A 24,309-nucleotide genomic window follows, 5' to 3' on the forward strand; every position below is an offset into this window, starting at 1 on the left:
CACTATATCGCAATGGTTCTGGAAGGGTAGGGCCATACAATAATGCCCATGAAGGTACTGGCCCTCATCGCCCACGATGGCAAGAAAACCGACATGGTGTCTTTCGCCAAAGACCACAAAGACCTGCTCTCGAGCTTTCCCCTGGTCGCTACCGGTACAACCGGACGACTGTTGCAAGAAAAAGCCGGTCTGAGTGTGACCCGGATGCTTTCGGGGCCGCTGGGTGGCGACCAGCAGATTGGGGCCATGATTGCGGAGGACAAGGTGCTGGCGGTCATTTTTTTGCGCGACCCCCTTCAAGCCCAGCCCCACGAACCCGATGTGCAGGCCCTGATGCGGGTCTGTGATGTTCACAACGTTCCCCTTGCAACCAACCTGGCCGCCGCCGAGGCCGTGCTGGCCTGGTTGCAAAGCGAGCTATCGGCCAACGAGCGGCACACAGAGCCACAAGACTTGCGATAGTGGCAAAAACCCGAATGTTAGAAAAGTTGAGTGCTATATTAGCAAGTAGGTATGACACCGGTTGAGTGGATTCAAAAAATGGTGGAGGCCAACCGCGAAGCCTTGCAGCAGATGCCCTTTCCACCGGGTCTGGCAGAGTATGTGGACGAGCTGGTCAAGTCGGGTCAGACGGAGCAGATCATCGCCCTGATGAAGATGGGCTTCCTGATCGGCATCCAGCAAGGTGCACGAAGCGAGGAGATTCCGGCTCCGCCTGTCCACCGCATCCAGGCCTAACAGAACAACGGACAAAGCGGCGGGCTGTGCGAGTAGCCATCCAGGACAGTTGTAAAAAACTGCCTGACGTCCGGTCGTGCAAGGTTTCGTGGCAAAAGACCACCATGACCGGGCCGGATGCCCAAACTCGAGCGACTTACTCCAATCGGCGAAGCGAACGGCCCGTTCGCGGTTGAGTCGTCCCTCAACCTCCCGTATTCCCTGCTCCTTGGCCAACTGGAAAGCCGGCCTTGCTGGCTCCACAGACCAGGCGAGACAGGCTCGACCTCTACGAAAAGCAGTGGGGTATAGTTGAATACACCGGCTTGTTGGGGTTGTTTGGCTATCGGGTCTGGCGCTTGTGTGGCCAGAAGGTTGCGCACCAAACAGGCATGGGGTTCTGCGCCTGGCCGGTTGGACACCACCCTGCACTGAGATGCTGGTGAGACGCAGGGGGCCAATACTCAGGCCCAGGAGGCCAGCAATGAAGCATTTCAAACAGGCGTTGTGGGCTGCGTGGGTGGTTTGTGGAATGGCGGCGGGGCAGGTCGAGCTGAGGCCCAATCAGCAATATCAAGGCGGTGCCCAGGTTATCTCCTCTACGCTCGGAATTCGTTTTACCCTGCCCAAAGGCTGGTTAGGTGCCTTCAGAGAAGAGGGTGGGCAGGCTGTGCTGGTGCTGGGTTCCAACAGTGTGGAGGGCGTTGGCCTGGTGATTTTTATAAAAGACCAGACCCCCGCCCAGGTGGTGGCCGCCCTGAACGAAGCGCAAGACCTGGGGGCCGGAGTGGTGCTGGAACTGGTGGGCTCGGTCAGGACGCAAGGCTCGAGGGTGACGGCCCGCTACCTCAACAGCCAGTATGTGGGGCGGGCGCTGGCTTTGCTGGGCTCGAGAAACCACGTGGTCTATTTCTACGCCGGCCCCCAAAAGAACGAGGCCCTCTACGGGCAACTGTTGGAGGGGCTTGCAGGCTCCACCAAGTTTCAGGCTCCCGTGGCGGCACGGCCCCAGCCCGCACCTCCGGCCCCTACCGGAGTGACGCGACAGTGGACGCAGCTCTTGGCCGGCAAGATGCTCAAGTATTTCTCCAGCTACAACTCGGGCGGTGGGGGCGGGGGTATTTCCGAACAGCGCACCCTGCACCTGTGCTCCGACGGTAGCTTCGCCTACCTCGACGAAAGCCTCACCACCATCAACGTACCCGGCGCGTCGGCCTCGAGCGGGGGCAATGGTCGGGTTCTGGGACGCTGGCGCATCGAGTCGGCCACCCCAAACAGCGCGGTATTGCTGCTCAATGTGGACGGGGGTGGGGTCGAGCGATTGCGGGTCGAATACGAGGGCGATAAGACTTTTCTCAACGGACAGCGCTGGTTTCGTGTCGAGAGCGATGTCTGCCGCTGAAAGGCTCTGCTTTTCGCACATACCCCACCCAGAGGTGGAAAATCTGGCTTCAGAGCTGCTGGGTGGCTTGCCGTCGGCCAGGGTGGGGCCTGCTCGTTATCTCCGGACGTTATGCCATCGTTTCGCAGCCGAGTGGGTTCAGGAGGAGTGGTAACGATTTGAAGGATTAATTCCCGATGGTTGCGGCTCCTTCCTCTTCACGCCGCGGTTATGAGCGCTTGCATAAAGTGTTACAAAAGCGATGTGACCGCCGCATGAGACCCCCCAAGACCGCCCCTGCCGAAATCCTGGATCGCTTCACGCAGGAAGTGCTGTATGGCGATGTGATTGGCAGCGCCAGTGACTGTGGAGCGGTGCGCCTGGGGATAGATGTAGAGGCCAAAATCTCGGTGGAGGACGGGGTTTTGCGCTTTGCCCCCCTGGACACGCCCGGTTGGGGCCGCCAAGGAATCGCCTATGGCCCCTTTGCCCGCAGGGCCGGACTGGCCTTTGGGGTTCTGATGCTGAATGGGCACAACAACTCCCAAACCGTACCCCCCGGCGCCCTGCCGCCACCCCTGGTCGGCGGCCAGGCGGGTGAAACCCTCCGGATTCCCTTCAAGGCGCATTTTTTCCCCCAGACCCTGCGGGAAAATCTGGCGGTGGGCTGGTTTGACCAGCCGGTGCCAACCAACCCCCTCGAGTCCGGGCAGGCCCTGGTGATGCAGGGGCACCCCTGCCAGAATGGCCGGCTGTGTGCAGCGAAGGTGCGGGGTTTGCAGCACCTGCTCCTGGGCGTGCAAAACAACCCGATTTACCTGCTTTCGGTGCTGCGCGAGAAGGGGGTGGCTTTTTATGCGGGCTCGCTCGAGGGCAGCCGCCACCTGCCCGCCCTGCCCAGACTGCGGCCCCTGACCATAGACCCTTACAGCCTGACGGCAGGGGATTTGTACGCAGGGGTTCACCAGTCCATCCTGGGGGAGCGGGGGCACCGGGTTGACACCCGCGTCTATGGGGTGCGGGTCTTGCACATTCCGGCCTGGCACGCGCACGGCACGGCCTTGCTGGCCGACCCCCAGCCCCAACTGGGGCGCAAAGCGGCTCATGGCGGGGTATGGCAGTTGCACGGCCCCGGCCTGATGTTGCGTCCACAAGAAGCCGGTGGGCTGTTTCATGTGCGCCTGACCGCGCCCGCCAGCCTGATCTGGCGTTACCGCGACCCAGGGCATTTCCTGGCTCTGGAACTGAAAAATCAGGAAGTCCGCCTGCGCTTGCAGTATGGCCTTCAGCAGTATGTGCTGGCCGCAGAACCCTACCGCGGGGAGGCCCAGCAACCCCACTGGGTGCAGGTTCTGGACGATGGAAAAGCCCTCATCGTTACCCTGGATGGACGGCCCCTCTTTTCCGAACACCCCATCTATGAGCATCGCCTGGCCGACGAAGTCGGCGTAGGGCTGGTCGGGCAGGCTGCCGACCTCGAGGTGCATCCGCGTGAAGTGGTGTTGCCGCCCGAGCTGGACCTGGGTCAGCCCTGGCAGGCCAGGGGTCAGACAACGGTGTTTGCCCCCTACCTGAACCGTGCTGCGGAAGATCTGCTGATTTCCTGGGAACCCACCCTGGGACGTGGAAATCTAATGCCGGCGGAGGGGGGGGTTTGCATCGAAGCCGCTGGGGGAGAGCACTCCCTGTATACCATGCCCTGGGACAGCCCCAATCTGGCCGACCTGGAGGTCGAAATTCTTCCTCCTGGCCAGGCCAGAGGGCAAAACCAGCAAAGCCGGGCCGGGGTCTGTTTCTGGCAGGATGCCCGGCATCATCTGCTGGTAACCCTGTGCCTCGACGATAACGAAAGCTCGGTGACCGCTGTCCTGCGCTTTGCCGGCTACGAAGACCCCTTCGACCGGGTCTTTAGTCGAGTTCCCGATCTGCTTTACCACGGCGTACCGGTGCGTTTGCGGGTGGTTTGCGATGGAAGCCGGTTTCAAGCCTACCTCGACGACGAACCCGTCCTGTACCGGGCTCTAAACGACATCTACCCCGGTGCCGACCGCCTGCACATCCGGCGGGTGGGGCTTGCCCTGAGCGGTTACGGGAAAGATACCGGGAGCATTTTTCGCGCCTGGATTGCCCGAAAATAGAGCGCTCTTTCCATATCAGGCGCCAATTGAGCTCGAGGAAGCTTTGTCCTGAACAAAACCTTGTTGGCCTGGAAACTCGAAACCCAAGCACCCGTGGGCCAGGCCCGGCCCTGGCGCATTCTCGCTTTCGTAGGCGGCTGCATCTGTGCCGAGCGCGATGGCTTGGCCTGCCCTCGAGTTTCGCCGGGGTATGGCCTGCCCGCAGGGCCCCTCGATTGAACAACCTGTTCCTGGGCTTTCCACCCAAACGGACGGTTTTTCTGGACCAGGCGCCACCGACGGGGAACCCTCCATCAATCAGAACCTGAACGAGAGCGAGAAGCTAAACGGCGTGGCCAGGCGGGGGACGGCCACATACTCGTCGGGGGGCAGCAGGAAGAGCGAAATCTCCGGTGCGAACACAAACCGCCCTACCGGGATGCTGACCCCAATGCCAAAGCCAGGGTTCAGCCGCAAACCGCTGCACCGCAGGGGGGCGTTGCCCTGGCTCTGGCACTGCACATAGCTGTACACGCGGGGCCCCAGATAGCCCCGACCGGTTTCCAGGGGGATGGGCCAGAAATACCCTGCATCGAGGCCCACCCCGCCGCCACTCACGACTTCGGTGGTGTAGTTCATGCCGTCGTAGCGATAGGAGGTATAGGTTTCCCAGGCCACGCTAAAGGCGGCAGCCAGGCCCTCCTGAAGGTAGGAAGCCCGCGCAAAAGCCGAAGCACTCCCTCGAGGCGCCACAATCAGGTCGGCGCCCCAGGGCCCCTGGGTGTACTGGAACCCAAAACCCTCGGGGCCGCTGCGCAGGCCCAGGGCCGCTGCGCCCTCGGCGGCCTGAACCCGCGCGGCCAGAGGGGTGGATACAAACGGCACGAAACCGCTGCCGTAGCCAATCGCCCCCGGCGGGGCTACGTTGGAGGGGGCGCAGGCACAAAGCAGGAGGAGTGCCGCGGGAATGAGGTTTTTCATACCCTTCCATCCTACCTGACCCGTGCGGTGCCAAATGCTCAAGTGGTCAGATCGCGCCTCCCGACCAGCCTTTCGCGTTGGGGCGTGATGTACCCTACCAACATGGGCGGCTGTACCGGATCTGCGTGGAAGGGCACTGGATGCCCACAGGCGCTTGTCTGATGCCGCCAAATCCAAGAAGCATCCTCAAGGATGTTGTCCCAGACGCTGTTGATACGCCAAATCCTGCTGGTTCAGGTAGGCGTCCAGGTGCTTCTGGAATGCCTCCATCAGCGCTTTGGCATAGGGCCCCACCCGACCGCTGCCCACCGGCCTGTCCTCGATTTGGGTGATGGGCATGACCTGCCGGGTGGCCCCGGTCAGGAGCACCTCGTCGGCGGAAAAAAGCTCCTCTAGGCTCAGGTTTCGTTCCTCAATGGGCAGCAGGGGCCTGGCGACCTGCAGCAGGTGCTTGCGGGTGATGCCCGGCAGGACGCCCTCCCGGGCGGTGAGGAGCACCCCGTTTTTGATGATGCAGAGGCTGCTGCGGCCCCCTTCCGAGACCTGCTGCCCGTCGTGGTAGACCACCTCGGTGGCCCCCTCGGCCCGAACCCGCTTGGCGAGGCGCACCGCTACCAGGTAGTCGGTGGTTTTGGCCTCGGGCAGCTCGCGTTGGTTCTGGTGCAGGATGACCTTGCCTCCGCGCTCGTACAGGTGGGCGGGGGGCGGCGTGACCGCGATGGGGGTGATGACCAGGTTGGGCTTGCCGGGGGTAAAGGCATCCTCCGAGTAGCCGCCGGTCAGGAGCATCTGGATGCCGCCCTGCTCGAGGTCGTTCACCCAGATTAGCTCGTGGATAAACTCGACCAGGGCCTTGCGGCCATAAGGAACCTCGAGTTCCAGAAGCCGGGCAGAGCGCTCAAAGCGCTCGAGGTGGTCTTCCAGAAAAACCGGAATTCCCCGCAAAATTCGGAAAAACTCAAACACCCCGTAGCCCCGCCGCAGGCCCAGGTCGGAAATGTGCAGGCTGGCGTGGTCGTGTTCGAGAATGGTTCCGTTGATGAGGGCGTACTTCATTTACTGCCATCCTACAAAAAAGTTTGATTTATTGTTCAGTAATAGGAGCTATATGCCGACTCTCGCCGCCAAAACAAAACGAGCTTCCAAGGTCACGAGCAGGGTAAAGAGAGATTCTACGTCGCTCTTTGGCAAGTTGCCGACCATGTCACCTACCGAAGCTCAACTCTCTGCACGAGCAACCGTAAAGAAGTACTCGAAGATTATTCATGCCCTTGCCAAGCTCTAACAAAACCTATTGGTACCGGCATTGCGGTTATAGTTATCCCACCGTCGCATACGCAAGGATGTTGCACCAACAGGTGTTGGAGGAAGCGGGCGGCGTTCACGGCATCAAGGATGCGGGCCTGCTGGAAAGTGCCCTTCGCACACGATGCGTTCTGTTGGAAAGTGCGACTTGCACCCATTTTTTAGCGGCGGCGCTCGAGTTCTTCGTAAAAAACCAGACCTTTACCGAGGGGAACAAGCGATGGTTTGCGGTCAAGGCAGATACCAAAGGAAGGGCCACTACTTGCAATATAGTAGAAGTCGGTAGCGGTGATGATAATGCCCATGCTGGAGGCAGGGTATATTGAAGTGCCTGGCTTATATGTAGGCCATGGTTCATGGTTTTCAAATACGGTTGACGAAGGCCCATAACCCATGAAAGTTCGCGTCGCCTCCGCCGGAACCGGCAAGACCGCCAGCCTGGTCTTGCGCTACCTGGAGCTGATTGCCTCTGGTACGCCGCTGCGCCGCATTGCGGGGGTGACCTTTACCCGCAAGGCCGCCGACGAACTGCGGGTGCGGGTGGGGCAGGCCCTCGAGGCGGTGTTGAGCCAGGGGCAGTACCTGGACTTTGTGCCCCCCGCGGGAAGCCAGGCGGCTTTCCGGGAGGCGGCCCTCGAGGTTGCCGGTGCGACCCTCAGCACCATTCACGGCTTCATGGCCCAGTGCCTGCGGCTGGCCGCCTCGGCCCTGCACCTCGACCCCGACTTCGCCATGCTGGGCGACTGGGAGGCTTTGGCCTGGTTCGAGGAGGAGTGGAACACCCTGCGCTACCTGGCCGCCGACCCCGCGCACCTTTTGCATGGGCGGGTCTCGGACGGCCTGACCGAGCCCCTGCTTCACCTGTTTGCCCGGCGCTCCCTGGCCGAGGCCTTCGAGCCGGGTGAGGGAGAGGCCAACCAGGCTTTTCTAACGGTCTATCAGGCCGTCTACGCAGCCTACGAGGCCCGGCTGGGGGCCCGGCTGCTCTCGCCCTCGGAGCTGGAGCGCAAGGCCTTAGAACTCACCCGCCGCCCTGAGGCCCTGGGGCGGGTGCTGGAGCGGGTAGAGGTGCTATTAGTGGACGAGTTCCAGGACGTGAACCCGCTGCAAGGGGCCTTTTTCGAGGCCCTCGAGCAGGCCGGACTGGCCCTGGAGATTGTGGGCGACCCCAAGCAGTCCATCTACGCCTTCCGCGATGCCGAAATTGAGGTTTTTCGTCGGGCTTTGCGGGCGGGGGAGCGGTTGCCCCCGCTTGACCGCACCTACCGGCACAGCCAGACCCTGGTGCGCTTCCTGAACCGCCTGACCGAACACCTGGCCGCGCAGGGGCAGGGCTTCGGCCCGGAGGAGGCCCCGCCGGTGGAGGCAACCCGGCCCGAGCGGGGGCGGCTGGAGATTCACTGGCTCGAGGGCCAGCCGAACCTCGACGAGCTGCGCCGGCAGGAAGCCTGGGTACTGGCCCGGCGGCTACAGGATTTGTCGGCCCAGACCCGCTATGCCGATATGGCGGTGCTGGTGCGCTCCTATCAGAGCGTGCGCTTTCTGGAAGAGGCCTTTGCGGCGGCCCGGATTCCCTATGTGCTCCTGCAAGGGCGCGGCTACTACGAGCGGCAGGAGGTGCGCGACCTCTACCACGCCCTGCGGGCCGCCCTCGACCCGCGGGGGCTTTCGCTGGCGGTTTTTTTGCGCAGCCCCTTCGGCCAGCACACCGAAAGGGGGGTGCTGGAGCCCTTGACGCTCGCGGAGATTGAGGAGGTGCTGCGCTCCAGCGAGCCCCTGCAAGCCCTGGAACGCCGCTGGCCCAGCCTGCACGAGCGCCTCCGCCTGATTCAGGCCGGGCTGCGCACCAAAGCCCCCCTCGAGGCCCTTAAGTACCTGATTCGCGAACCCTTGATGGCGGGCCGGGCCTACCACGACTTTCTGGAGCCCAGGGCCCGGGAGAACGTGGACGCTTTGCTCTTCTACTTTGCCCCGCGCCCGCCGCAGAGCCTCGAGGGCCTGCTGGAGCGGCTGGAGCTTCTCTCCCGCCAGGCCGACGCCGGCGACGTGCCGCAGTCGGGCGAGGGGGTGCAAATCCTGACCGTCCACCGGGCCAAGGGGCTGGAGTGGCCCCTGGTGGCGGTGTTCGACTTAGGGCGCCGGAACACCCACCAGGAAAGGCCGCTCTACCTGGGCTTGCGCTCGGACGATGGCCCCCGCCTGACCCAGCAGGTGGCCCTGCCGGGCACCCCGCTCTTTGAGGCCTTCAAAGAGCGGGCGAAGGCCCTCGAGGAGGAGGAGAGCTACCGTCTTCTGTACGTGGCGGCCTCGAGGGCCCGCGATACCCTGCTCCTGACCGGCAGCGTGAGCAAGGGCAGGCCCGAGGGCTGGGCCCGGGTGCTGGAGGCGCTTGGGCTGGGGCCTCACAGCAAGCCCTACGACCGGCCCGATTTCCTGCTCAAAACCTGGGGCCCCTTCCCCACGCCGCCCGCCCCCGCGCATAGCCCCTCTGAGCAGCCCCTCTCCTCGCCCTGGGTGAGTGCCCGGTTCGACCTCGAGCCCTTTCCACCGCTTTTCTCGCCCTCGGCCTACAAGCGCCTCGAGGCCGAACCCCTCCCGCTCCCCGACCCCGAGGAGGGCGAGGCCCTGCCGGGTCGGGCCCGGGCCATCGGGACGCTGGTCCACTACGCCATCGGGCAGAACTGGCAGCCCGACAACCCCGCGCACCTGGCCAACCTCGAGGCCCAGGAGGTAATGTTCCCCTACGGCCCCGACGAGCGGGCTGGCATCATGGAGGAGGTCAGGGCACTCCTGAATAGCTACCAGGGGCTTCTAGGCCCGGCACTCCCCTGGCCCCGCGACGAAGACTACCCCGAGTTTGCCGTGGCCCTGCCCATCGGCTCTACCGTCTGGCAGGGGGTGATAGACCGGCTCTACCGGGTGGGCGGGCAGTGGTACCTGGAAGACTACAAGACCGACCAGGAGATGCAGCCCGAGCAGTATTACTTTCAGCTGGGGGTCTATCTGGCCACCCTTCGCCGGGCCTGGCAGGTCGAACCCGAGGTGCGGCTGGTGTATCTGCGCCATGGCCAGGTAGTTCGGCTGGAGAAAGCGCTCCTGGAGGCCGCGCTCAGCGAAATCACACCTTCTGAACAGCCAATGATGTCCGCCAGGCCCGAGGTTTGACCTGGCGCATCGGGTGCACTTCCGGCGGACGCCTTCGGCAAGCCCGTGGCAGTTTGTGGGCGCAAAGTCTTAGACCGTCGTTGCCCGAACACTTTGCAAACGTCAGCCGCCATGAGGCAAGGAAGCGGAGGTTAGGGAGGCGGGGCGGGTGCTAGCGCCGACTACCCATTCACCCTGTGCCTCCTTGAAAGGGGCTCGTACGCCAGAGGCTTTGCTCAGTCCAACGGACGGCGGGTCCTACCAGTTGCAAACCGGCCTGGGCGGCAGGCTCCGGCTGTAGCTGACCGTCACCCGGCAGGCCAGGTCGGTGTAGATGGCCCGGATGGCCTCGCCTTCCAGGTCCAGAAGCCAGCGCCGGATGGCCTGAGGGGTGTTGGCCAGCAGCCACTTTCTGGCCTCGTCGGCCTGACCGGTTATGAGCCCGCGCCCGTAGTAGCCCAGCGCCGCGCTGCGGGCGTTGACCTCGTCCTTTTGCAGGAGGGCATCCCGGAGGGCGGCTCGGTAATACGACAGGGTGCGGAAGCCCAGGGTGGGGAAGCGGGCGGTGGCATCCACATAGCGCACCCCGTCCCAGGTCAGAATATAGGTCAGGCGCGGATACACTTCCCGGGGCAACCCGCCAAAGTCGGCAAATACATCGGTGCCCACAATAATTTCGGGCCGCCGGTCGCCATCGGCGTCGCGCACCTCCAGCACCCCGGCGGTGCGGCCCCGGTAGATGAGCAGGTTGCGAAAGCCCTGCTCCTGAGTGAAGAAATATGCGGTGGTGTTTGGCCCCGAGACCTCGTTGATCCAGAGTTCGGCTGGCGGTTTTCCGGTCAGCTCGAGCTGTCTGACCTCGAAACGCCCCCCCCGGATTTCAACCTGCGTTCGATCCGAGCGAATAATTCGCAGCAGCCCCGGCTCCTGCCGGAGGGTGTACACGCCCCAGGGGATGGGTGTATGAGAAGCAGTTTGGGCCAGAGCCAGACCGGACAAAACCAGTACAGAAGCTAAAATCGGCCTTCTCATGAAGCAACCCTACCAGAGCCTTGCATGAGAGTGCCTGGGGGTTTGCTCTAGGAAAATTTACTGTTGCTGCTGAAGTTGCTGTTCGCCCGACCAGGGTTCGACCACCACCCGGGTTTCGATGTGGGCGTTCAGGGTGGCCGAGACCGAGCAGTACTTGGTGTGGGAAAGCTCCACGGCGCGCTCGAGGGCCTCACGGGTCACATTGGGCCCGGCCCCGTAGTGCGTGACCACGATGTGGGTGTAGCGCTTGGGGTGCTCCTCGGCTCGTTCGCCCACAGCCTCCACGCGGTAACTTGCCAGAGGCTGACGCTTTTTCTCCATGATGTCCACCACGTCATAGGCCGTGCAGCCTGCCAGGGCTGCCAGCAAGAGCTCCATCGGGCGCATGCCGGTGGAGGGTTGGTCGCCATCCACCATCACCCGGTCGCCTTGCTCGTTGATGCCCACAAACCGGTGTCCGCTCAAACGGTGCAGTACCACTTTCTTCGTCGCCATAAACCTCCCGAAACACCTTTTTCCCGGCCAGGGGCTTTTGCCTCGAACCGACCCTCCCCAGGATAATGCATGACCCAGGGCAAAATGACCCCATACGCTCACCTTTTCTGCGGTACCATCGGCCCAGAATGAGCCGGAGCTTGCGCCTGTTTTCCATCGGCCCCCGCATTCAAAAACAGGGGGCGCGCCTGGTGGTGACCACCGCGCTCCGGCTGCGCATCCTGAGCCTGGGTGCCTTCTGCCGGCAGGTGGTGGTCGAGCCCCGCAAGGGCTGGCTGATGATCCACGACCGGCAGTTCTGGTTTGTGGAGCGCACCCGTCTGATTCCTTTCGAGCAGGTGGAGGTGGTGATCTACGGCTTTGAAGATTGGACCTTTGGGGGCTGGTTTTTCCGGGCCAGAAATACCCAGGAGCTATTCCGGGTGGGCCTTCGGCTGCGCTCGGGCCGCGAACTCGACCTGTTCAGGTTTTACGGCGAGGGCCCTTTTGTGAACGAGAGCTATCTGCCCGACTGGTGGTTTTGGGATGAGTTTGCCACCGATGCAACTGGCACCCAGGAACAAGAATCGCGCCTGCTGGTCGAGCTTCTGAGCAAGATGATTGGGGTTCGGGTGGATCGTCCGCGCTGGGGATGACGGCTCAGATATTGAATGTGAGCGCACAGACAGGCACGGTGGCGCCTCAAGGGCCATAATCGGGCCATGCAAGCACTTCAGGACAAGGTTTATATCCTCACCGGTGGGGGGGGTGCCATTGCCGGTGCCATTGCGCAGTCCTTCACCAAAGCGGGTGCCCGGCTGGCCCTGGCCGATGCCTACGAAACCACCATTGCCCAGCGAGCCCAGGAACTGGGGGGGCGGGCCTTTGTGGCCAACCTGACCCACTACCCCGATGCCGAGATGCTGGTGCGGCAGGTCAAGGCCCAGATGGGGCGGGTGGACGGTCTGATTCACACGGTGGGGGGCTTTGCTTATGCCCCCGTCAAGGACACCGACCCCAGTCTGTATGACCGGATGTTCGACCTCAACATGCGCACCCTGTTCTACATGACTCGAGCCATACTTCCGGAGCTTTTGGGTCAGAAAGACGGCTTTATCGCAGGCATTTCGGCGGCGGCTGCCTGGAATGGGGCTGGGCCTGGCGTAGCCCTCTACGCGGCCGCCAAGGCTGCGGTGGCCACCTACCTGCGCTCGCTGGATGCCGAGCTGGCCGGTACGGCAGTGCGGGTGGCGATTGTGTATCCGATGGGCGCAGTCGATACCCCCGCCAACCGCAAGGAGATGCCCGAGGCCGACCCCATGGCCTGGGTAGACCCCGTCGAGATTGGCGAAAGCCTGGTTTATGCGGCCAGCCGCAGCCCCAGGGGTCGGGTGCTGGAGCTGCAAATTTTCCCGCCCCGCTAGGGGTTCTTGCAGCATTGCCCTCTCTGCACCCCTTCCAGCCATGCGGCCACGGGGTATACCAACTTGGGTCTTACAAGCAACTTTCAACAGAATGGGCGTGGGGGGTGGGTCTCCAATGCCTGCTTCCCGCTTCGACGCACCGCTTCAATGGTTTGTTCGGGCCAGGCCGGTACAACACCCGGCATGGCGGGCCCTCGAGCCCATGCGGCTTGCACTGTACCTGACCCTTCTGGGCCAGAGCCTGAAGCCATCGGTTCCGGTGGGCCTTGAGAAGGGGTTGCGCCGCCGTTAGCTGGGCGTAACCCAGGGTTAAAGGTCGGAATAGCTTGCCGGAGGGGTGTCCTTTGGATTAGGGTGGGGTTTATGGATGTTGCGGCCTACGTGCAGGCAGTGGGGTATCTGGGCATTTTCGCCACGGTATTTGTGGAGACGGGGCTCCTGGTAGGGTTTTTCCTGCCGGGGGACTCGCTTTTGATTGCGGTGGGTTTGCTGGCGGCGGCCAACAAAATGCAGTTGTCCATTGCCCTGCTGGCGCTCTTTTTGGGCTCGGTGCTGGGCAACAACCTGGGCTACTGGCTGGGGCGCAAGGTCGGGCCGGCCTTGCTGACCCGGGCCAGGGTCAAGCCTGAAGATTTGGAACGCACCCGACGCTTTATGGCCCGGTTTGGCCCGCTCTCGATTCTGATTGGCCCTTATGTGCCGGTGTTCAGGGCGGTGGTGCCCTTTACCTGTGGAACGGTGAAGATGCCCTGGTGGCGTTTTTTTGTGCTGAGCTTGCTGGGAAGCCTGCTCTGGACGCAGGGGCTGACCCTGCTGGCCTACTATGTGGGCTCCAAAATTCCGCACCTCGAGCGCTACATATACCTGATTTTGCTGGCCGGGGTGGGTTTTGCGGTGGCGCTGGCGGCCTGGCGGGCCTACCGCTCGGGGAACCTGCGCTGGCCCAGCCGCAAAGCCGGGTAGGCTACTCGTGGGCTTCCACCAGTTCGACCAGTACCCCCCCTGACCACTTGGGGTGAATGAAGGCCACCCGGTGCCCCCCAAAACCGGGGCGAGGGGCGGCATCAATGAGGGGCGTGCCCTGGGCCGCCAATTGTTGTAACTCGGCGGTGAGGTTGGGGGTGGCCAGGGCGATGTGGTGCAGGCCTGGCCCGCGTTTTTCGATGAAGCGGGCGATGGCCGAGTCGGGGCGGGTGGCCTTGAGGAGTTCGAGCCGGCTGGGCCCGCTCCTGAGCATCCAGACCTCGACCCCCTGGCTTTCTACGGTGCCCTGGGCCTCGAGGGCATAACCCAGCACCCGATAGGGCCGGGCGGCTTGCTCCAGGTCTTCAACGGCGATGCCGATATGGTGGATGTTCATATCCCCAAACTACCCCAATCCGTATTGGCAGGACAGGGATATTCGTAAGGCTCGACTACTCCACCGGGATAAAAGCCAGCCCGGCGATGCGCTCCTGGAAGCTGCCCAGCGAGGAAGTGCGAACCCCCGCGCTGGTCAGGGCGCTGGCGATGTTGACGGTCAAATCAATCACCGAGAGGGTGGGAGTGTCCTGGTCGGCGATGTACAAGAACTGGTCAATGCCGACCGTGGCCGTGCTGTAGCGGCGGCTGCGGGAAAGCCCGCTCTCGTTTTCGCGGGGCAATTGAAAGCCCCCTTCAAAACGGGCCAGCCCGGTACCCAGCACGAAGACCGGCGGGGCGCCCCTGGCAAACTGCCGCGCTGCGAGGTTGGCGTCGCGCACGAGCCCCACCTCGCTGGTGGCGCCCAGGTTCCAGGCAACCAGGGTGGTGTCGGTGGTGGTGGGGTCGTTGTCGTCGAAGAGGCCCAGGGCCTGGCCGTTCACAAAAATCAGGTCGGTGGGGCTTGACCCACTCAGGCTCAGGGGCCGCTCGATAAAGGGGTTGACAAAATCGTACTGCCCGAACTGGCCGGGTGTGAGGTAGAGCAGCTGGTCGTTTGGGCCCAGGGTCAGCCGAACGGGTGCGGTCAGGCGCACCAGGTTGGGGTTGCTGAAGTCCAGCGGGTCGGGCAGGGCGGTGGCGGTGAAGGGAATAAGCCAGGCCCGGTAGGCCTCGATGGGGGGTGTGGGTACGGCGGGGGCGGGGGGGCAGACCAAGAGCAGGTTGCTCTGTCCCTGGCGCAGGTAGCCCCTCGAGCAGTCCACCGGCAGGGCCTGGTCCAAGCCGTCGAGCTGGGGGGTTCCCACGTCATCCACGCTGAGGTTGCTGGCGTTGAAGCGGCGCAGGCGGCTGGGGGTCAGCACCCAGAGCTGGTCGTTGGCCCCCTGCTGCAGGCTGCGGCGGTAGAGCAGGCCCACGATGGGCCCGTCCAGGTCCCAGCTACCTACCCGGCGGGCTAGGTCGAAGTTGCCGGGCTGGAGGGTGCTGCTCTGGAAGAAGCGAATCTGGTAGGTGTTGTTGCTGGGGTTGTTGACCCCGGCGGCCAGCAGGGCGCGGGTGGGTTCCTCGCTGCTGCCGGTGCAGCTTGCGAGCAAGGGCAAACCCAGGAGCAGCACGGTCAGGTACACCCTGTGTAGCCTGCTTGAGTAGGCCTGGGGCGCAGAAGCCTTCCTCCGGCGGAGCGCAGCGGGCGCTTTTTGAACCGAGAGCCACAGAAACGGGTTGCCCATATTTTTACCTTCCTCCAGGGCTGGGCAGCCGGATGCCGCCCGGCAGGACGATGTTGTTCTGGTTGAAGAGGAACTCGGCGGCATCGCCCCCCAGGGCAAAGGAAAACTTGAACTCCTGTTTGAGGGTATCCAGGCTGGCCCGGAAAGCCCAGCAGCAACGATCCACGACAAGGTCGAGGCGCGGGCGCAGGATGGTGCCCTCGAGGTTGGGCAGAAAAAATTCCCTGGGGTTGACCCCGCCGCTTTCAGGGGCGTTCCACACCATGCGTAAAAACAGGCGGGTTTTCTCGAGGCCCATGAAGCTAAAGGTGGGGCCAAACTCGCGCAGGGTCACGCGGAAGCGTCCGCTGTTGTCCGAAAGGCGCTCGAGGGCCACAAATCCCTGGAGCGAAAGGCCCGGGGGGTCTTCGGCCCGCAGGGGGGCGGGGACAATTTCCAGCTCGCCGCTGAAGCGTACGAAGCGCAGGAAAGCCTGGGTGTCGTCCTCGAGGGTGAGGGGGTTTTCGCTTTCGGGGAAGTGAAACTCCGCCGAGACCTCGTTGATGAACACCTCGGGTTCGCGCACCGCGGCCCGCACCGCCAGGCGGGGGTTTCGCAAGAGGCCCTCGCGGTAGCTCCACAACAGGTCGGCCTGGAAGAGGTCGGCGCTGTACTGGTAGCCCAGCCGGAAGCGGCTCTCGCTGCCGGGGCTGAAGCCGACGGCGTTGGTGAACACAAAGGTATGCAGGCCCAGGGTGAGCTGGGCCAGGCCGTCCAGAAAGGCCGGGGTGGCCGTGGGCGTGGGGTTGAGGGTGGAGGGCAGCGGTGTGTACAGGTGGGTGAAGCTCTGGCGCAGGCGGAAGCTGTTGGGGGCCTCCTGCAAGACCAGGTTGAGTTCGGTGCGGATGGCCTGCCCGTTGTTCAGGTCACGGCTGTGGCTGAGCGAGGTGGTGTTGCCGGGGGGGTTGTAGCTCGCGGCAAGCTCCAGAGGGTCGTAGCGGGCAATGAGGGGAATCTGGTCGGGGGGCCGGGTCTCTTTTTCCTGCACGTCCCAGTAGCGGTAGCCGGTGCGCAGGGAAAAGTTGAAGGGGGTGGGGTTGAAGGCCGCGCTCAGGGTGAGGAGCCGGTCCAGGCCCAGCTCGAGCTGCCGCTCGTAGGACAGGTTCAGGCTGAAGGGGGCGGGGGAGAGGCCCAGGCTGGAACGCAAGAGGCCCCAGCGGCCCTGCTCGAGGTCGCGGCTCAGGCTGGTAGTGAAGTTGACCCAGGGGAAGGGGCGCGAGGCCAGGGTTAGCTCGGCGGGGGGGTCGAAGATGCGGCGCTCGAGGTCGCGGCTGGCCCGTGCGGTGAGGGAGAAAAGGGGGTCGGGGTTGAAGCTGAACGAACCCTCCAGCCGGCTGGTGCGCTGGGGGCGCTCATAGTCGAACTGGAAGGGGGTCTCGCCTTCCACCACATTGCGGCTCACGCTCAGGTTCACGCCGAAAGGCCCCAGGGTCTGGCCCACGCTGGCCCGGGTATCCCAGCGAATCAGGCGTTCGAACTCGGTGGGGTTGCCCTGGGGGTCGAAGTTCTGGGTGCTGTAGTAGCGCCCGATAAAGGTGTTCTCGACGCTAAAACTAAAGCCTGGCCAGGGTGGCGTGGCAGGACGGTAGCTGCTGCGGTGCTCCACCCAGAGCCGCCCTGCGCCAATGTAAGGCCCGAGCCGCCGGGCGCTGCGGTTGAGGGGGTTGCTGGGGGCCTCGTAGTAGCCCAACAACACCCGCCCGTTGAGCCGCAGCTCGCCCTCGAGGCCCCTGGGAAAGCTAATCTCGGCCTCGGGCAGGCGTTTGGGGGTGGTGCGTTCGTTGGGCAGGGCCAGGGGGTTGTGATCGAGGTAGCCGTCCAGGGTGATGCGGTAGAGGGGCTCGCCCTGCCGGGTGGCCCCCTCGATCAGAAAGGTGGTGTAGTCGGGCTGGCCCCCCGCCCCCTGCAAAAAGCGCGGCTCGACCTGTGCGCTATCGTCCCGCACGACCTGCCCCTCCAGGCGAAACGCGGGCTCTTCCAGCTTGTAGCTGAAACGGTACTTGAAAATGCCGTCCTTGCGCGGGTCGCTGTCGGGCAGCACCAGCCCGGCAGGGGGGGGCAGGTACAAAAACTGATAGCGCTCCTGCGCCGCCCCGATGCCGTAGTGGTCGAAACCAAAGCCAAAGCCCCGCCGCTCGAAGTAGCGCAGCAGGGTAAAGCCCAGGCCAAAATCGGAAACGTAGGGCAGGTCGGCGCTTACAAACACCCCGTCGCTCTCGCTCTGGCCGAACTCGAGCTTAGGCCGCCGCTCGTTCAGGAACAACAGCAGCACCGGCAGGTAGAGGATGCGCTCGCCCCGCCGCAGCACCCACACCCCCCGGGCGATGATCCGGTCGCCCGGATAGAGCAGCACTTCCTGGGCCTGGAAGGCATAATCGGCCACCTCCTGCTCACAGCGCTGGCAGGGGGTCAGGTAGCCTTCTTGCAGCAGGATCTGCCCGGCGGCCCGCTGGCAGATAGGCCCCTCCAGATAAAACTCGCCCGACTCGATTCTGACCTGAATGGCCTCGAAGCTTTCGTCGTCGGTGAAGAGCTCGAGTTCCTGGGCCTCGATGAGCTGGCCCTGCTTGTCCCGGTAGCGCACCCCGCCCAGGAGCAAAAGGCGCTTTCGGGTGCGGTTGAACACCACCCGGGGGGCTTCGATGCTCTCGCCGTCCCGATCCATCTTGACCGGGTTGCCCACCAGAATGACCAGCTCCTCGCCGGCCTCGTTGCGGAGTTCCAGGCGCTCGGCCTCGAGGATTTTCAGGCGTTTGCCTGCGGAGGGGGCCTCGCCCTCCTGGGCCTGTGCGTAAGGGCCCAGCCAGATAATCAGCAGGGCCAGCAACAGCCAGAGGCGGGACTGGTAGGGCCAAGGACTTCGGCCCTGTGGCAGCGAAACCCTAAGTCCCTGTTTCAGAGCATCCGGGCTCATCGTTTCCCCAGTCGCAAAAGCGCCAGACCGGCCAGCGCATAGAGCAGGTTGGGCCCCCAGGCCGCCAGGAGGGGGTGCAGCACCCCCTGTTCGCCCATGATGCGGCCCACGCTCCAGGTGGCGTAGTAGATGAAGGTGAGCACCACCACCCCCAGCATGCCCAGGCTGCGGCTGCCGCCCAGCAGGAAGAAAGCCAGTCCCACCGCAAACAGGGCGAACGAGAACACCGCGGCGGGTTCGGCCCATTTGCGCTGCAGGGCGGTGAGTTCGGCGTGGTAGGGGAGCCCCTGGGCCTGGTACTGGGCAATGCGCTGGCGCAGTTCGGCCACCGTCAGGCTGAAGAGGCCGCCGGGGGGCTCGAGGGAAAGCTCCACCAGCGGCACCGTGGCCCGTTCGAAGCGCGCGACCGTGCGGGGCCGAGCGCCCCCATAAGTCACCCGCAGCCCCTCCGAGAGAATCAGTGCCCCCTGCTCAAAACGCCCCTTTTCAGCCAGCAAAATTTCCTCGGCTGTAATCACCCGCACCTGGCCGATGCCGCTATCGCTCACCTCGCCCACGTAGACAATGCGGCCATAGGCATCCACCAGCCGGGTGCCGGGCTGGAGCAAAGCCCTGGGTTTTTGCAGCACCGCCTGCCGCAAAACATTCTGCCCCTGCTGCAAGCTGCGCGGCACCAGGCTGTCGGCGGCCAGCAAACACACCGCAAACAGGAAACTGCCCAGCAGCAGGAGCGGAAACAGCACCCGCAGCTTGGAGACCCCCCCGGCCAGCATGGCCTTGAGCTCGGACTCCTCGCCCATGCGCGAGAGCACCAGCAAAAGCGCAAACAAGAAGGCCAGCGGCATCCCCCGGACCAGCGCCTCGGGCACCCGGTAGGCCAGGTACTGGCTGACCACCCAGGGGTCGGCCCCCCGGGCCAGAAGCGGCGCCAGCACCTCGTACAAGGCCCCCCCCAGCAAGGCCAGTACCACCACCGCCAGCGACCCCAGCACATAAGCGCCAACCTCCTGGGTCAGGTAGCGGTCAAGGGTGTTCACGGCTGCCTCCAGCTTGGGGCAGGGGCCAGGCGGGGCTTTTGGCCCCCAGCCATACCGCACGATTCCTCATCGGGCCAGCCTCCAGGTGCCGAGAAGGGCCAGCCCCCCATAAACCAGGTTGGGCAGCCAGGCCCCATACGCGCCCAAGAGGTCGAAACGGGCGAACTGGGCCGAGAGGGTAAAAAGCGTCCAGTAGCCAAAAATAAGCCCCACCACCGCAATAAAGGCCCAGGCTGCCTCGCGCAACGAAAGGCCAATCACAACCGCCAGCCAGGCCAGCACCACCGTGCCGGCGGCGTTGGCATAGCGCCGGGCCAAGGGGAATTGGGCCGAGGGGTCGGCTTGGGCAGCGGCGTGCAGGTCGGGCATCGGCATGGCCTCATAGGAGAGGGCCTTGGGCTGTACCCCCACGGGGAAGGGGAGGGGGTGTTCGGCCTCTTGGAAGATTTTGCCGTTGGGGTCGACCCGGTAGGCGTTTTGCAGCCGCCAGGCGCCGCTGACCCAGACCCCTCGCTCGGCGCTCCAGATTGAACCCCCTGGCTCCACCACCCGGACGCCCTCCAGCCTCGAGCCCACCCCCCCTTCCGGCGGCGGATAGATGCGCTGGGCATAGTACACGCCCAGCCCCTGGGGGGTGTAGGTGCGCTCGGTCAGGACGCCCGAGGGCTCGGAACCGTAGTAAATTTTGTACTGCAAGGCCTCAAAGCGTTCCTGGGCAATGGGCTTGAGCCAGCCTTCGTTGTAGAGCACCACCGCCCCCACCAGCAGCGAAAGCCCCACTACCGGCGCAATGAAGCTGCGGGGCGGCACCCCCGCCGCAAAGGCGGCCTTGAGTTCGGACTGGCGAATCCAGCGGGCCAGGGCCACCAAGAGCGCAAACACCAGCCCCAGCGGCAGCGCGATGCCCAGGGTGTAGGGCACCCGGTAGGCCACCATTTGGGCTATTTCGGCCACGGGGGTTTTGGCCCGCAGGAAGGCCCCCGAAAGCGAGGAGAGCAGATCGAAGGTGATCAGCCCCACGAATAGCAGCACGCCCAGCAGATACAGAGACAACGTTTCGCGTAATAAATAACGCTGCAACATCCCAGAGCGAAGTATAAGGGGCGGCCAGGTGAGAAGCGGCCAATTTGACCCTCTATAGCGATAATCTCGAGAGGTTCAAGGGGTTTGGGATTTGTTTTTGCCCGGCAGTGGTTGATCGAGAACCCGCGCGTGAGGCTTTTTTCACGCTTCGTTCATGCACAAAAAAAGCGCCCCCGGCTCCCTGACGGCACCCGCTCCGTGGCGCTTAGGGCTGCTGCCTTCCGGCCCTGACCCGGTTCACGCTGGTGCGCCGCGTCAGACCGAGGACGCGACCTCGAGGATAACATACGAACGCCCAAAGGCAAGGTGGGGTGGACAAGCTCTCGATGGGGCGCTCTGGTTCGCACCGTCGAAAATACCTGTCGCGTGCGGCAAGTTCCAGAAGAGCTCATACGTCGAGTCCAGCCTCGCTGATTTGGTACTCTGGCCGTCGGCACTGTAGATGATTGACCATAGACCTGGCTATCCGCTATGAGCCCACTTCTTGGCCAACCCAACCACGCAGCCATCCCTTCCACCTCGTTACGCCGTTCACGCATCTGCCGCACGTGAACCAGGCCCGGCGCGTTACCTGCGTATAATCACACCCATGAGTGAAGCGGTGGCAACCAGCGCCCCCGGTGCGGCCCTCGAGGCCCAGCAACTGGGCAAGAAGTACGGGCGCAAACCCGTGCTGGAGAACATCACCTTTGCCGTGCAGCCGGGCGAGGTCTATGCCCTGGCCGGGCCCAATGGCTCCGGCAAGACCACCCTGATTCGCCTGCTGACGGGTCTGGCTTTCCCCACCTCAGGGGTGGTGCGGATGCTAGGGCAGGACATCTACAACGGCGGCTACCTGGCCCGGCGGGCCCTGGGGGCGGTGGTGGAGGCCCCGGCGGCTTTCTACCCCCACCTGACCGGGCGGCAGAACCTCGAGATGATCGCTTTTCTGACGGGTATGTCCAATGTGGATGCCCGCATCCGCGAGGTACTGGCCAGGCTCGAGCTGCTCTCGGTGGCCGACCAGCCGGTGCGAACCTACTCGCTCGGCCAGCGTCAGCGCCTGGGGCTGGCCTCGGCCATCCTGCACGAGCCGCAAATCCTCATCCTGGACGAGCCCACCAGCGGTCTCGACCCCCAAGGCATCAGCAAGGTTCACGAAATTCTGGCTGAGCTGGCCTGGAAAGGGGTGGCGGTGCTCCTGTCCACCCACCACCTGCGCGAGGTCTCGGCCTATTCCGACAAGGTGGGCATCCTGGGCGGGGGGCGGCTTTTGGAAGAGGTCAAGCTGGGGGCCAAGGGCGAAACCTACCGCCTGCGGGTGGACGATCCGCCTCGAGCCGCGGCCTTCCTCAAGACCGTGCCGGGGGTGCAGAACGTGAGCCTGCGCGATGTAAACGTAATTTTTGAGGGCTCGCCCAATGTGGCCCTGGCCGCGCTGGTGCGCGAGAACTTCCAGGTGCAGTTCCTCGAGCCCGACTACTTCGACCTCTACGACTACTACCGCGAAAGGGTGAAACATGCGTAGCCAGAAAGCAGGGGTCTGGGCGCAGGGTGCAGGGCTCGGGGAGGAACCGAAGGGCTTGCTCTTTACTGCCGAGGTATTTCCCCGAAACCAACACCTCGATGAAAGGAGTGCACCATGCTGCGGGTACTGATCTGGGAATTTGGCAAGCTGGTGCGGCTGCGCTCGGTGCAGATTGGGCTGCTGGCGGCTTTGGTGCTCCCTGTTTTGTGGGCCTTTGCGCCAGGGCTCAGGGCGCAGTATGGCCTCGAGCTGGTCTCGGGCTGGCAGGTGCCGGCGCTGTCGCTCCTGACCGGGATGGACTTCCTGTTTCCCTTCCTGACCGCCATGGCGGCGGCGGAGGTGCTGGGCTCGGAAGTCTCGATGGGCACCCTCAAGTCGGTGCTTTTGCGCCCCAGTCCGCGCAGTCGCTTGCTGGGGGCCAAAATCATCGTGGTGCTGGCCTACCCCTTCATCTTGCTGCTGGTGAGCCTGGTGGGTTCGTTGCTGGCTGGCCTGCCTTTTGGCCTGGGCAGCTTCTTCGGGGGCACCGGCCTGGGTGAGGGTAGCTTTGCGGGTGTGGGCCAGCTCACGCCCTCCGGTGCCCTGGCCGAGCTGGTGCGGGCCCATGCCCTGGCTGCGGTGGTGCTCTGGCCCCTCTCGGCCCTGGCCATGCTCTACGCGGTGGTCTTCCTCAGCACCACCTCGGCGGCGCTGGCGGCGGTCTCGACCCTGCTCCTGATGCGCCTTCTGATCGCCTTCCCGGCCATCCAGCCCTTCCTGCTGACCAGCTACCTGGACCTGTACATCCGCCCCGCCGCGGTGGCTCTGGGCCTGCCTTTGCTCATCATCTACACGGTGGGCTTCGCCTTTCTGGCCCTGCTCATCTTCGAGCGCAAGGACATCTGAGGCAGGCTTTCCGCTTTCGCCTTTGGGCCTTAGGCTTTAGCTATGAGCAAACTCACCCATTTCCAGGAGGGCAGGCCGCGCATGGTGGATGTAAGCGAGAAAAGCCCCACCCTGCGGACCGCAACCGCCGAGGCCACCGTGCGGTTGCAACCGGAGGCGGTGGAGGCGCTTCGGGAAGGCGGGGTGGGGAAGGGCGACCCCCTGAGCGTGGCCCAGCTTGCGGGCATTCTGGCGGCCAAAAAAACCGGGGAGCTGATTCCCCTGTGCCATCTGCTGCCCATCACCAGCGCCGAGGTCGAGCTTCGTTTTGTGCCGGAAGAAGCCCGGGTGCACATCACCGCCACGGTCAAGACCAAAGCCGAGACCGGGGTGGAGATGGAAGCCCTCACGGCCTGCGCGGTCGCGGCCCTGACCGTTTACGACATGCTCAAGGCGGCCAGCAAGGGCCTGGAAATTACCGACCTGCGCCTCTTGCACAAGGCCGGGGGCAAGTCGGGTGAGTGGAAGCGGAGCCGCTAGACTCAAATATGCCCGCGCCTCCCAAGCTCCAGGTCAGGTTTGCCGATGAAGCCATGCAGAAGCTGGCGGCGAAGCACGGCCCCGCGCCCTTTGCGCCGCATCCTTTTCCACGGCGTGCGCCGTATGTGGTGCTGCTCAGCTCCATTGTGAGCCAGCAGCTTTCCGGCAAGGCTGCCGACACCATCTGGCAGCGCCTCTCGAGCCGCTTTGCGCTCGAGCCCGAGGTGCTCTGGCAGGCCCGCACCGAGGATTTGCGGGCAGTGGGGTTGTCGAATGCCAAGGCCCGCTACGTGCAGGATTTGTCGCGCTTTGCCCTGGAAGGGGGCCTCCTGGGCATTGAACACCAGCCCGACCCGGAAGTCATCCGTCGCCTGACCCAGGTCAGGGGCATTGGGGTCTGGACGGTGCAGATGTTTTTGATGTTTGGCCTGGGCCGCCCCGATGTCTGGCCGGTGCTTGATCTGGGCATTCGCAAAGGGGCCCTACAACTGTACGGCATTAGCGAGCGAGAGGCTCTCGAAGAACTCGGGGAGCGTTTCCGGCCCTACCGCTCGCACGCGGCCTGGTATTTGTGGCGGGTACTGGAGTGAAACCAACTTAATCGCGCTCTTCACAGACGTGGCCGCCCACGAAAACGAGAATGCGTCAAAAAAGACGCAACCTCCGGCCTCCGGCATAAACGGCCACTAGCAATCTGGCCAGACCGCTCTTGGTTGGAGCAAACTGCTCAGGGTTGCAGGGGTTGGCTGCGCACCGTGAAACGCAGGGCAGTGCGTTCCTCGCTCTCGAGCTCGAGCTTTACAAAAGCGGGTTTCACAATCAGGTCGAGGTTATCGGGGGCAATATAACCCCTGGCAATTGCAATCGCCTTGACCGCTTGATTGACTGCCTCGGGGCCAATGGCCTGTACCTCGACCTCGCTCTGGGAGCGCAGCAAAGCTGCAATAGCACCCGCAACGGAGTTGGGACGTGACTTGCCGGATACACGCAGCGTTTCCACAGTACCTCCCCAGGCCCAACGCTCCCTCAATGCATTAATTGCATTGTAGGTGCAATAGGGATGCAATGTCAAGAAAATGCGTTCATGGTGGGTTTTTTACCGGCTTTCGCCGTGGTTGGG

Annotated in this window: 22 protein-coding genes and 1 other RNA gene; 12 read left to right on the forward strand and 11 right to left on the reverse strand. The window is 63.9% G+C overall.

The features are described 5' to 3' along the window. Positions 1–48 precede the first annotated feature (48 nt). The 4 genes from mgsA (at position 49) to NZN28_RS00385 (ending at position 4,236) form a co-directional block, all read left to right on the forward strand. Positions 49–462 carry a methylglyoxal synthase gene (gene mgsA, locus NZN28_RS00370; RefSeq protein ID WP_295394446.1) on the forward strand — a complete coding sequence of 138 codons (414 nt, stop codon included), beginning with the start codon at positions 49–51 and terminating at the stop codon, positions 460–462. A gap of 51 nt (positions 463–513) precedes the next feature. Continuing rightward, positions 514–738 carry a hypothetical protein gene (locus NZN28_RS00375; RefSeq protein WP_295394449.1) on the forward strand — a complete coding sequence of 75 codons (225 nt, stop codon included), beginning with the start codon at positions 514–516 and terminating at the stop codon, positions 736–738. 463 nt (positions 739–1,201) lie between these two features. Continuing rightward, on the forward strand, positions 1,202–2,119 hold the full coding sequence (locus NZN28_RS00380) for a hypothetical protein (protein ID WP_295394451.1): 918 nt from the start codon (positions 1,202–1,204) through the stop codon (positions 2,117–2,119). A gap of 254 nt (positions 2,120–2,373) precedes the next feature. Then, positions 2,374–4,236, forward strand: a complete 1,863-nt coding sequence (locus NZN28_RS00385; RefSeq protein WP_295394454.1) for a hypothetical protein — start codon at positions 2,374–2,376, stop codon at positions 4,234–4,236. Between the two features lie 297 nt (positions 4,237–4,533). Here the strand turns inward: NZN28_RS00385 and NZN28_RS00390 are convergent, their stop codons facing one another. Further along, positions 4,534–5,196, reverse strand: coding sequence for a hypothetical protein (locus tag NZN28_RS00390; RefSeq protein WP_295394457.1), 663 nt, complete (start codon positions 5,194–5,196; stop codon positions 4,534–4,536). 186 nt (positions 5,197–5,382) lie between these two features. Then, positions 5,383–6,252 carry an aminotransferase class IV gene (locus tag NZN28_RS00395; protein WP_295394459.1) on the reverse strand — a complete coding sequence of 290 codons (870 nt, stop codon included), beginning with the start codon at positions 6,250–6,252 and terminating at the stop codon, positions 5,383–5,385. 642 nt (positions 6,253–6,894) lie between these two features. Here NZN28_RS00395 and NZN28_RS00400 point away from each other — a divergent pair. Further along, on the forward strand, positions 6,895–9,666 hold the full coding sequence (locus NZN28_RS00400; protein WP_295394462.1) for an exodeoxyribonuclease V subunit beta: 2,772 nt from the start codon (positions 6,895–6,897) through the stop codon (positions 9,664–9,666). Positions 9,667–9,903: 237 nt separating this feature from the next. On the opposite strand, the gene NZN28_RS00405 is transcribed toward NZN28_RS00400, so the two are convergent. Both NZN28_RS00405 and NZN28_RS00410 read right to left on the reverse strand, forming a co-directional pair. Further along, positions 9,904–10,677 (reverse strand): hypothetical protein, encoded by a 774-nt coding sequence (locus tag NZN28_RS00405; RefSeq protein ID WP_295394465.1) that lies wholly within the window; start codon positions 10,675–10,677, stop codon positions 9,904–9,906. Positions 10,678–10,734: 57 nt separating this feature from the next. Beyond that, positions 10,735–11,172 (reverse strand): OsmC family protein, encoded by a 438-nt coding sequence (locus NZN28_RS00410; protein WP_295394467.1) that lies wholly within the window; start codon positions 11,170–11,172, stop codon positions 10,735–10,737. A 128-nt stretch (positions 11,173–11,300) separates the two neighbouring features. Here NZN28_RS00410 and NZN28_RS00415 point away from each other — a divergent pair, with 128 nt between their 5' ends. The 3 genes from NZN28_RS00415 (at position 11,301) to NZN28_RS00425 (ending at position 13,538) form a co-directional block, all read left to right on the forward strand. Then, positions 11,301–11,807 carry a hypothetical protein gene (locus NZN28_RS00415; RefSeq protein ID WP_295394469.1) on the forward strand — a complete coding sequence of 169 codons (507 nt, stop codon included), beginning with the start codon at positions 11,301–11,303 and terminating at the stop codon, positions 11,805–11,807. Between the two features lie 66 nt (positions 11,808–11,873). Next, entirely contained in the window at positions 11,874–12,575 is a 702-nt protein-coding gene (locus NZN28_RS00420; protein WP_295394472.1) for an SDR family oxidoreductase, read from the forward strand. 363 nt (positions 12,576–12,938) lie between these two features. Then, positions 12,939–13,538: a DedA family protein gene (locus tag NZN28_RS00425; RefSeq protein WP_295394474.1), complete on the forward strand. Its 600-nt coding sequence runs from the start codon at positions 12,939–12,941 to the stop codon at positions 13,536–13,538. Between the two features lies 1 nt (position 13,539). On the opposite strand, the gene mce is transcribed toward NZN28_RS00425, so the two are convergent. From mce to ffs, 6 genes are all read right to left on the reverse strand, one after another. After that, entirely contained in the window at positions 13,540–13,935 is a 396-nt protein-coding gene (mce, locus tag NZN28_RS00430) for a methylmalonyl-CoA epimerase (protein ID WP_295394476.1), read from the reverse strand. Positions 13,936–13,990: 55 nt separating this feature from the next. Beyond that, on the reverse strand, positions 13,991–15,205 hold the full coding sequence (locus NZN28_RS00435) for a hypothetical protein (RefSeq protein WP_295394478.1): 1,215 nt from the start codon (positions 15,203–15,205) through the stop codon (positions 13,991–13,993). Between the two features lie 4 nt (positions 15,206–15,209). Beyond that, entirely contained in the window at positions 15,210–18,158 is a 2,949-nt protein-coding gene (locus NZN28_RS00440; protein WP_295394482.1) for an LPS-assembly protein LptD, read from the reverse strand. Then, the gene (locus tag NZN28_RS00445; RefSeq protein ID WP_295394485.1) at positions 18,155–19,195 is read right to left on the reverse strand and encodes an LptF/LptG family permease; all 1,041 of its coding nucleotides are present in this window, start codon (positions 19,193–19,195) and stop codon (positions 18,155–18,157) included. Before NZN28_RS00445 ends, NZN28_RS00440 begins: the two co-directional genes overlap by 4 nt. Before the next feature lie 66 nt (positions 19,196–19,261). Beyond that, positions 19,262–20,278, reverse strand: a complete 1,017-nt coding sequence (locus NZN28_RS00450) for an LptF/LptG family permease (RefSeq protein WP_295394488.1) — start codon at positions 20,276–20,278, stop codon at positions 19,262–19,264. 173 nt (positions 20,279–20,451) lie between these two features. After that, positions 20,452–20,545, reverse strand: an RNA gene (gene ffs, locus NZN28_RS00455) — signal recognition particle sRNA small type. A gap of 322 nt (positions 20,546–20,867) precedes the next feature. On the opposite strand from ffs, the gene NZN28_RS00460 reads away from it, so the two are divergent. The 4 genes from NZN28_RS00460 (at position 20,868) to NZN28_RS00475 (ending at position 23,779) form a co-directional block, all read left to right on the forward strand. Next, positions 20,868–21,785 (forward strand): ABC transporter ATP-binding protein, encoded by a 918-nt coding sequence (locus NZN28_RS00460; protein WP_295394490.1) that lies wholly within the window; start codon positions 20,868–20,870, stop codon positions 21,783–21,785. 114 nt (positions 21,786–21,899) lie between these two features. Then, positions 21,900–22,670 (forward strand): ABC transporter permease, encoded by a 771-nt coding sequence (locus NZN28_RS00465; RefSeq protein WP_295394493.1) that lies wholly within the window; start codon positions 21,900–21,902, stop codon positions 22,668–22,670. Between the two features lie 42 nt (positions 22,671–22,712). Next, positions 22,713–23,189, forward strand: a complete 477-nt coding sequence (moaC, locus tag NZN28_RS00470; protein WP_295394496.1) for a cyclic pyranopterin monophosphate synthase MoaC — start codon at positions 22,713–22,715, stop codon at positions 23,187–23,189. 53 nt (positions 23,190–23,242) lie between these two features. Next, positions 23,243–23,779, forward strand: coding sequence for a DNA-3-methyladenine glycosylase 2 family protein (locus NZN28_RS00475; RefSeq protein ID WP_295394564.1), 537 nt, complete (start codon positions 23,243–23,245; stop codon positions 23,777–23,779). 137 nt (positions 23,780–23,916) lie between these two features. Here the strand turns inward: NZN28_RS00475 and NZN28_RS00480 are convergent, their stop codons facing one another. Continuing rightward, on the reverse strand, positions 23,917–24,189 hold the full coding sequence (locus NZN28_RS00480; RefSeq protein ID WP_013014065.1) for a stage V sporulation protein S: 273 nt from the start codon (positions 24,187–24,189) through the stop codon (positions 23,917–23,919). Positions 24,190–24,309: the final 120 nt, after the last annotated feature.

It is taken from the genome of Meiothermus sp. (genome assembly GCF_025056915.1).
GTDB lineage: Bacteria > Deinococcota > Deinococci > Deinococcales > Thermaceae > Meiothermus.